Origin of the sequence: Comamonas sp. B-9 (assembly GCF_000410635.1) — a bacterium.
Lineage (GTDB): Bacteria > Pseudomonadota > Gammaproteobacteria > Burkholderiales > Burkholderiaceae_C > Comamonas.
The window spans coordinates 21,789-30,820 of record NZ_KE148646.1 but is presented as its reverse complement, the minus strand read 5'-3'; the positions used below and the strand labels follow the sequence as shown (position 1 = coordinate 30,820).

Sequence of the window (9,032 nt, the reverse complement as noted above, 5' to 3'; positions counted from 1 at the left end):
CCGAGGTGGCTGCGCAGGGCGTGACCGTGAATGTGGTCTCGCCCGCAGCCACGGCGACCGGCATGTTGAGCGACCCGGCCCGCGCCGGCAGTGCGCCGCGCCTGCCACCCATGGGCCGCCTGATCGAGCCGGCCGAGATCGCGGCCCTGGTGGGCTTTCTTTTGTCTCCGGCGGCTGCCGCCATTACCGGGCAGGACATCGCCATCTGTGGTGGCTCGTCTCTGGCCCGCTGATATTTCACCCCCCCATTTTCACAACCGATGACCACCATGAAGATCGTCAACATCCTCGAATCCACCCGTCCCATCAAGTCGGACATTCGCAACGCCTACATCGACTTCTCCAAGATGACCTTGAGCCTGGTGGCTGTGGTCACCGATGTCATCCGCGATGGCAAGCCCGTCATTGGCTATGGCTTCAACTCCAATGGCCGCTACGGCCAGGGCGCGCTGATGCGCGAGCGCTTTATCCCGCGCGTGCTGGAGGCCGAGCCCGGCAGCCTGCTGGACGAGACCGGCGAGAACCTGGACCCGCACAAGGTCTGGGCGCGCATGATGATCAATGAAAAGCCCGGCGGCCATGGCGAGCGCTCGGTGGCGGTCGGCACCATCGACATGGCCGTCTGGGATGCCACCGCCAAGATCGCCGGCAAACCCTTGTTCCAGCTGCTGGCCGAGCGCTATGGCAATGGCACAGCCAACCCGCGCGTGTTTGTCTATGCCGCCGGTGGCTACTACTACCCCGGCAAGGGCCTGGATGGCCTCAAGAAGGAAATGGAAAGCTACCTGGCGCGCGGCTACTCGGTGGTCAAGATGAAGATTGGCGGCGCCACCCTGGCCGAGGACTGCGAGCGCATTGAATCGGTGCTGAAGATCCTGGGCCCGGGCCAGCAACTGGCGGTGGATGCCAATGGCCGCTTTGACCTGCAGACTGCCATCGACTACGGCAAGGCGCTGTCGCAGTACCCGCTGTTCTGGTACGAAGAGGCCGGTGATCCGCTGGACTACGAGCTGCAGGCCAAGCTGGGCGAAGTCTACAAAGGCCCCATGGCCACCGGTGAAAACCTGTTCTCCATGCAGGATGCCCGCAACCTGATCCGCCATGGCGGCATGCACAAGGACCGCGACTGGCTGCAGTTTGACTGCGCGCTGAGCTATGGCCTGGTGGAATACCTGCGCACCTTGGACATGCTCAAGGAATACGGCTGGTCGCCCAGCCGCTGCATTCCCCACGGCGGCCACCAGATGTCGCTGGCCATCGCCGCAGGCCTGGGCCTGGGTGGCAATGAGAGCTACCCGGACCTGTTCCAGCCCTATGGCGGCTTCCCCGATGGCGTGAAGGTGGACAACGGCTATGTCACCCTGCCAGCGCTGCCGGGCATTGGCTTTGAAGGCAAGTCCGATCTGATCGCGGAGATGCGGGCGCTGGCTTCTTGATCGAATCAGACTGCAAGCGCTTGGGGATAGGGCGCTTGCGGCTGTTGTTGTGAGAATCGGCAAGCCGTCGCGCCAGGCGACGCTTGCGACTGCCTCCCCCAGCGGCGCCTTATAGGCGCCTTTGCGCCTCTGCTTGCCTTAAAGCCGAGGCGTTTTCTTTTTGGGCCATGCCTGCAAGGGCAAGCGCAACTATCGCCAAAGAGCAGGGCGCCTTCTGCAATTTCTCAGGCCGTTGATGCCCGCCAGCACCGCCCGTGCATCGGCCTCCCAAGCCCCATCCAGCAGGGGCAAAAACACACAGCTCCCAGCGACCAAGGGTTAGCACTGAAAGCCATTCAGGCTTTTGTTTGTACTATTTACCTGTCGGCAGGTATGTAGTCCAACACCAAGATCTGGACGGCCGGCCAAAGACACGGTTCATCGCAAAAAAAGAGCTGATCAAGGAGACAACGTGAAATCTTTTCGCCCGCATGCATTGCTTTTGTCGTTATTGGTGGCCATGGCCGCGCCGTCCGCTTCCTGGGCCCAAGTCAGTGATGACGTGGTCCGCATCGGTGTGATGGGGGACCAGACGGGCCCTTACTCGGGCAACGGCGGTCCCGGCCATGCGCTGGCCGTCAAGATGGCGGTCGAGGACTTTGGTGGCAAGGTGCTGGGCAAGCCCATCGAGGTGGTGGTGGCCGACGACCAGAACAAGCCCGACATTGGCCTGAGCATCACCCGCCGCTGGCTGGATGTGGAGAAGTTCGACACGATCGTCGGCAACTCCGCCTCGTCGATCGCGCTGACGGTGGCCCAGCTGATGAAGGAGCGCAGCAAGCCTTACCTGATCGCAGGCACCACGACGGCCGACCTGACCAACAAGGCCTGCTCGCCGATGAATTTCAACTTTGTCGCCGACTCCTATGCCATGCCCAAGGCGGGGGTGAAGGCGCTGATGAAGCAGGGCGTCAAGAGCTTCTACTTCATCGCGGTGGACTATGCCTTTGGCCAGGCCTACCTGGACGAGGCCACCCGCTTTATCAAAGAAGGCGGCGGCAAGGTGACCGGGGTCACGCGCCATCCGCTGGGCACGGCCGATTTCTCGTCCTACCTGCTGCAGGCGCAGGCCAGCGGTGCCGAGGCGATTGTCATCATCAACGCCGGGCTGGACCTGTCCAACGCGCTCAAGCAGGCGGCCGAGTACCGCATTGCGCGGGGCGGGCAGAAGGTAGCGGTGTTTGGCATGACGATCAACAGCGTCACCGCCATGGGCCTGGATGTGGCCCAGGGCCTGCAGCTGGCGCTGCCCTTCTACTGGGACCAGAACGACGAGACCCGGGCCTGGTCCAAGCGCTTTATGGCGCGCTACAACAATGGCGCGCCCACCTATCTGATGGCCGGTGCCTACAGCGCCACCATGCACTACCTGCAGGCGGTGCAGGCCGCTGGTACCGACGAGGGCAAGGCCGTGGCGGCCAAGATCCGCGAGCTGCCGGTCAACGATTTCTTCTCCAAGCAGGTCAAGGTGCGGGCCGATGGCCAGGTGCTGCGCCCGCTCTATGCGGTGCAGGTTAAGACGCCAGCGGAGTCCAAGGCCAAGTTCGACTACTACAAGATCATTGGCACCATCGCGCCGGAAGAAGCCTGGCGCCCCGCCTCCGAAAGCGCCTGCGACCTGCTCAAGGGGCAGTGATGGGCCGCACTCTCGTCACCGGTGCCGCACGCGGCATTGGCCGTGCCATTGCGCTGCGCCTGGCCCAAGACGCCCATGACCAGGGCGACGACCAGGCCCGCCCAGCGCAGCTGACGCTGCTGGACCAGCATGCGGCCGAGCTGGATGCCGTGGCCGCCGAGCTGCAAGCGCTGGGCGCCCAGGTCCAGGTGCTGGCGGGTGATCTGTCGGGGCTGGACTTTGCCGCCCAGGCGGTGGCCGCTGCCGTACAGCACTGGGGCGGGCTCGATGGCCTGGTCAGCAATGCGGGCGCGGCCTTTCCCGGGGCCTTGAGCGATTACCCGGTGGCCGACTGGGACCGGACCTTTGCGCTCAATGCGCGGGCGCCGTTGTTGCTGGCCCAGGCGGCGCTGGCACCGCTGCGTGCCAGTGGCGGCAGCATCGTGGTCATCACCTCGGTATCGGCCAGCCATGCCACACCACCGCTGGGCGCCTACAGCGCCAGCAAGGCAGCCGCGCTGATGCTGGTGCGCCAGCTGGCAACCGAGTGGGGGCCGCTGGGTCTGCGCATCAATGCGCTCTCGCCCGGTTTGATTGCCACGCCCGGTACCGCGCTGGCCTATGCCGATCCGGCCGCCAAGGCCCACCGCGAGCAGCGCGTGCCGCTGCGCCGCATTGGTGAGCCGGGCGATATAGCGGGCGCCGTCAGCTTCTTGCTGAGCGATGCGGCTGCGTACGTCAACGGTGCCGAGCTGGTGGTCGATGGCGGTCTGGCCCACACCATGATGGCCTCGCTGCCCCAACAGGCCTGGCAGGACCAGGCGGCCCAGCGCCGCTTGCCCCAGGCCGCTGCCGCAGGCTAGGCCGCAACGGGCCAGCCCCTAGCAACAACGTATTTTGTGATGGAGACCTGCCGTGTCTATCTCTCAAAAATTCAAGCGGGCCGCCACCTGGGGCGTGTTCATCGGCGCCTGGGCCGGGGCCGTGGTGCAGGCGGCGGAGTTCCCTGACAAGCAGGTCACCATCGTCGTGCCCTATGCGGCCGGTGGTTTTACCGACCAGGTGGCCCGCGCCATTGCGCCGGTGCTGGCCGAGAAATGGGGCAAGCCCGTGGTGATCGACAACCGTCCCGGTGGCGGCACCACCATTGGCACGGCCCTGGTCGCCCGCGCCCCCGCCGATGGCCACACCCTGCTGCTGAGCAGCCTGGGCTATTTGACCAATCCGCTGATGATGCCCCGCATGCCCTATGACCCGCAGGACCTGAAACCATTGATGATGGTGTCCGAGTCGCCCAGCGTGCTCTATGTGGGCAAGCAGGTGCCCGCCAACAACCTGGCCGAGTTCGCCAGCTATATGCGCGCCAACGATGGCAAGCTGGCCTTCGCCTCGTCGGGCGTCGGCTCCAGCCCGCATATCTGCGCCGAGATGCTGGCCTCGGCCGTCGGCGCGCACATCATCCACGCGCCCTACCGGGGCAATGCCCCGGCCTTGAATGCCTTGATGGCCGGCGAGGTAGCGGCCTTGCTGGATGCACCCAGCGCAGTGAGCTACGTACAGGCCGGGCGCATGAAGGTGCTGGGCGTTGCCAGTGACAAACCCGTGCGCAGTGCACTGCCGCTGACACCGTTCTCCCAGTCGTCCGCGCCCGAGCTCAAGCCCTACAGCTGCAGCAGCTTCTTTGGCTTCTTCATGCCCGCCAAGGTGCCCGCAGCCCTGCAGCAGCGCATCTACCGCGATCTGCGTGCGGTGGTGGAAGTGCCCACGGTAGCCGAGGGCGTGACCCGCCCCGGCGGCGAGCTGCACCTGCTCGGCCCCGAAGACTTCACGGCCTACCTGGATGCCCAGCGCCCGCGCTGGGCCGCCGTGATCCGAGAAAAACACATTACCCAGGAATGAGGGCAGGGAGCGCCCAGCCCTTGCCTGCCCCTTGTCGTTTGATTTGACCTTGAACCCGGAAACATGACAGCAACCACCGATCCCTATGCCGACTTTCGACAAACCCTGCGCGACTTTGCGCAGCAGCACTGCCCGCCCGCGCTGAAAGCCAAGGTCCGCGCCAACGAGAAGCTGGGCCGCGCCGAGATGAGCGAGTGGGCCAAGATCCTGCAGCGCAAGGGCTGGAGCGCCCCCAACTGGCCGATCGAATGGGGTGGCACCGGCTGGGACATGCAGCAGCGCTATTTGTTTGAAGAGGTGATGGCGCAGGAAGACTGCCCGCCGCTCTACCACCATGGCATCGGCCATATCGGCCCGGTGATCATGCACTTTGGCACGCCCGCGCAGAAGGAGCGCTACCTGCCGCGCATTGTGGACGGCAGCGAATGGTGGTGCCAGGGCTATTCCGAGCCCGGTGCTGGTTCGGACCTGGCCTCGCTGCGCACGGCAGCGGTGCGCGATGGCGATGACTATGTCATCAACGGCCAGAAGATCTGGACCTCCCATGCGCAGGAGGCTGACATGATGTACACCCTCGTGCGCACCTCCAAAGAGGGCAAGAAGCAGGCCGGCATCTCCCTGCTGCTGGTGCCGATGGACTCTCCCGGCATCGAGGTGCGCCCCATCCCGACGATTGACCACTGGCACCATGTCAACGAGGTGTTCTTGCGCGATGTGCGCGTGCCCGTGGCCAACCTGATTGGCGAAGAGGGCGGCGGCTGGGCCTGCGCCAAGTTCCTGCTCGACCGCGAGCGCCTGTCGCCCGCCACTGTGCCGCGCCTGGTGCGCCTGCTGGAGCAGATCGAGCAGCCGCTGCGCGAGCGCGGCCGCACGCAACAAGGCGCCAGCCAGCACATGCTGCTGGAGCGCTTGTTCCTGGCCCAAGCGGCCGTGGCCGGCGCCAAGGAGATGCTGATCAGCGCCATCGACGAAGAGATGCAGGGCACGCTGGCCTCGTCCAAATCCTCGGCGCTCAAGCTGTTCTGCTCCGACCTGGCCCAGCAGATCATCGGCATCGCCTTTGACATGAGCCCCGACTACGCAGCCCGCCTGATTCCGAGCCTGCCCGAGGACAGCCCCGCCGATGTGGAGCTCAAGCGCGAGCTGATCCACACCTACCTCTTCTACCGCTCGCGCACCCTGGCCGGTGGTACCAGCGAAGTACAAAAAAACGTGATTGCACGCGATATCTTTGGAGCCTGACCCATGCCTTTTCAAGCCTCTCCCATGTTTCCGGGCGATCTGTACGACACAACGCTGCGGGTGGCAGCTGATGCCGCGGCGGTCAATGCCACGTTGACCCAGGCCCAAGCTTCCGACCAGGCCAGTGACAGCTGGCAGCAGTTTCTGGAACTCGGCTGGCAAGCCGTGCTGGTGCCCGAGGCCAGTGGCGGCGCGGGCTCGACCTTTGCCGATGTGGCGTCCATCGCAGAGGCCGCTGGCCGCCATGGCCTGACCACGCCGCTGGTCGCACGCTGCGCCGTGGTGCCAGCGGTGCTGGGCGCCATCCCCGGCCGTGACGATGTGACCCAGATGCTGGGCCTACTGGCCGCCGGCGAAGTCTCCATCGCCCCCGTGTTTGCGCATGACGGCAGCTGCAGCCTGACGGCGATGGTGGATGCCGAAGGTGTGCAACTGCAGGGCAGCCTGCGCGGCATCGACCTGAGCGAGCCCGCCAGCCATCTGCTCTTCCTGGCCCGCAGCGCTGCTGGCGAAGCCTTGCTGCTGCTGGCCAGCCGCGACCAATTGGGCGGCAGCCTGCAAAGCTGGGCTGGCCATGACGGCCGGCTGACCGCCGACCTGAGCCTGAAGGCCACGCGCCTGCCCGCCAGCGCCGTGCTGCAACGGGGCCGCGCGGCCGTGGCTGCTGCCGAGCGCGCCAATACCGTGGGCGCGCTGGTCTGCTGCGCGCAGATCGTCGGCGCCATTGGCGCGATGGTGGAGCAGACCATCGAGTACCTGAACACGCGCCAGCAGTTTGGCGTGCAGCTCTCCACCTTCCAGGCGCTGCGCCACCGCACGGTGGACATGTATGTGGCCTATGAAAGCGTGCGCGGCATGGTGCGCGAGCGCGTGGTGGCGTTTGACCTGGGGGATGGCGATGCGCATGCAGTGGCGCTGCTCAAGCACTACCTGTCGATCGCGGCCCGCCAGGTGGGTGAGTCGGCGATCCAGCTGCATGGCGGCATTGGCATGTCGCGCGAGCTGCCTGCGGCCCGCCTGGCCATGCATGCGATTGGCTGCAGCCTGCAATGGGGCGACCGCTACGAGCAGCTCGACAGCCTGGCCGCCGACATGGCCGCCGAGATCGCGGCTGAAGTGGCCGCTGAATCCGCCCCCACCGCCGCCCGCGCCTGAGAGGACCCGCCATGAGCCACGCATCTTCGTCCCTCGACGCCTTGTTCCACCCCCGTTCGGTGGCGCTGGTGGGCGCCTCGTCCGATCCCGAGCGCATTGGCGGCCGCCCGCTGCGCTTCATGCTCGAAGCCGGCTTTGCCGCGCCCATCTACCCGGTCAACCGCAGCGGCGCGCTGATCCAGGGCCTGCAGTCCTACCAAAAGGTGTCGGATATCCCGTTCCCAGTCGACCAGGCCATCATCTGCGTGCCGGTGGCCGGGGTGGAAGAGGCTGTGCGCGATGCCATTGCCAAGGGCGTCAAGGCCATCCAGGTGATGACAGCGGGCTTTGCCGAGATTGATGCAGCCGGCCGCGCGCTGCAGGACCGCATTGTGGGCCTGTGCCGCGCAGCAGGTGTGCGCATGCTGGGCCCCAACTCGCTGGGCCTGCTGAATGTGCCGGCGCGCTTTTTCTCGACCTTCTCCACCTTTCTCAACGGCGCCCAGCCCCAGCCGGGCTCCATCTCGCTGGCCACGCAGAGCGGTGCCTTTGGCTCGGCCGCGTATGGCCTGGCCACCTTGCGCGGACTGGGTTTCAGCAAGATCATCGCCACCGGCAATGAGGCCGATGTCGATGTGGCCGAAAGCATCGACTACCTGGCAGACGACCCGGACACCCGCATCATCTGCGCGGCGGTTGAATCCTGCCGTGACGGCAACCGCCTGCGCCGCGCCTTGCTCAAGGCAGCCCGCGCCGGCAAGCCCGTGCTGATCATGAAGGTAGGGCGCACCGAGCTGGGTGCCGCCGCTGCCTCCACCCACACCGGCTCGCTGGCCGGCAATGACAAGGTCTACGACACGGTGTTCCGCGAATGTGGCGCCCTGCGGCCCGAGTCCATCGAGGAGATGCTGGACATCGCCTACCTCTACACCGTCAGCGGCGTGCTGCCGGCCAATGACGAGCTGGGTGTCTTCACCGGCTCGGGCGGCATCGGTGTGCTGATGGCCGATGAGGCGGGCGCACAGGGCATGGAGCTGCCACCCTTGCCCGCCCCCGCCCGCGAGGCCACCTTGGCGCTGCTGCCCTTTGCGGTGGCCGCCAACCCGCTGGACATGACGGCCCAGGTCACCTCGGTGGCCAGTGGCACCTCGCGCACGCTGGGGGTGATGCTGGAGCACACAGGCTATGGCGCAGTGCTGGGCTACCTGGCCCATGTGGGCCTGTCGCCCGAGCGCTTTGCCAGCACCCAGCAAGAGATTGCGGAACTGGCCGCGCAGCACCGCGAGCGATTGACCATTCTGGTGATGCTGGCCTTGCCCCAGGTGCGCAGCGCGTTGGAAAAGCAGGGCGTGGCCGTGTTTGAGGACCCGACCCGGGCCGTGCGCGCCGTTGCCGGCCTGGCCAAGATCCGCCAGCGCTGGCAGACGCTGTACCAGCTGCCCGATAGTGCACAGACTGCCGCGCCCGCCTTGGCGCTGGACGATGTGCATACCGAAAGCGGCGCCAAGCGTGCGCTGGCAGCCGCTGGCCTGCCGGTGCCGCCCGAGCACCTGTGCAACAGCGCTGCGCAGGCGGCCGCTGCCGCAGCGCAAGTGGGCTTCCCGGTGGTGGCCAAGATCGTCTCGCCCGACATTGCGCACAAGACCGAGGTCGGCGGCGTCATGCTC

8 protein-coding genes are annotated in these 9,032 nt (G+C 66.2%); all 8 read left to right on the top strand.

Annotation, left to right across the window (positions count from 1 at the left end; genetic code table 11):
- Positions 1 to 233, top strand: a 233-nt coding sequence (locus H928_RS0120305) for an SDR family oxidoreductase (protein ID WP_027011180.1), incomplete at its 5' end; no start/stop codon positions are given.
- A 36-nt stretch (positions 234 to 269) separates the two neighbouring features.
- Complete coding sequence (locus tag H928_RS0120300; RefSeq protein ID WP_027011179.1) at positions 270 to 1,436, top strand: mandelate racemase/muconate lactonizing enzyme family protein; 1,167 nt, start codon at positions 270 to 272, stop codon at positions 1,434 to 1,436.
- A 451-nt stretch (positions 1,437 to 1,887) separates the two neighbouring features.
- The gene (locus H928_RS0120295) at positions 1,888 to 3,111 is read left to right on the top strand and encodes an ABC transporter substrate-binding protein (RefSeq protein ID WP_027011178.1); all 1,224 of its coding nucleotides are present in this window, start codon (positions 1,888 to 1,890) and stop codon (positions 3,109 to 3,111) included.
- Complete coding sequence (locus H928_RS28985; RefSeq protein ID WP_021028146.1) at positions 3,111 to 3,953, top strand: SDR family NAD(P)-dependent oxidoreductase; 843 nt, start codon at positions 3,111 to 3,113, stop codon at positions 3,951 to 3,953. Before H928_RS0120295 ends, H928_RS28985 begins: the two co-directional genes overlap by 1 nt.
- Before the next feature lie 52 nt (positions 3,954 to 4,005).
- A complete protein-coding gene (locus H928_RS28980) occupies positions 4,006 to 4,989 on the top strand; it encodes a tripartite tricarboxylate transporter substrate binding protein (protein ID WP_021028145.1) in 984 nt (327 codons plus the stop codon).
- Positions 4,990 to 5,052: 63 nt separating this feature from the next.
- Positions 5,053 to 6,231, top strand: a complete 1,179-nt coding sequence (locus tag H928_RS0120280; RefSeq protein WP_021028144.1) for an acyl-CoA dehydrogenase family protein — start codon at positions 5,053 to 5,055, stop codon at positions 6,229 to 6,231.
- Positions 6,232 to 6,234: 3 nt separating this feature from the next.
- Positions 6,235 to 7,386: an acyl-CoA dehydrogenase family protein gene (locus H928_RS28975; protein ID WP_084635900.1), complete on the top strand. Its 1,152-nt coding sequence runs from the start codon at positions 6,235 to 6,237 to the stop codon at positions 7,384 to 7,386.
- An 11-nt stretch (positions 7,387 to 7,397) separates the two neighbouring features.
- A partial coding sequence (locus H928_RS28970; protein ID WP_043341276.1) for an acetate--CoA ligase family protein occupies positions 7,398 to 9,032 on the top strand: 1,635 nt, incomplete at its 3' end.

Excerpts from the sequence above, each read along its gene's own strand:
- H928_RS28975 (WP_084635900.1), top strand. The coding sequence starts at position 6,235 with ATGCCTTTTCAAGCCTCTCCCATGTTTCCGGGCGATCTGTACGACACA.
- H928_RS0120280 (WP_021028144.1), top strand. The coding sequence starts at position 5,053 with ATGACAGCAACCACCGATCCCTATGCCGACTTTCGACAAACCCTGCGC.
- H928_RS28985 (WP_021028146.1), top strand. The coding sequence starts at position 3,111 with ATGGGCCGCACTCTCGTCACCGGTGCCGCACGCGGCATTGGCCGTGCC.
- H928_RS0120300 (WP_027011179.1), top strand. The coding sequence starts at position 270 with ATGAAGATCGTCAACATCCTCGAATCCACCCGTCCCATCAAGTCGGAC.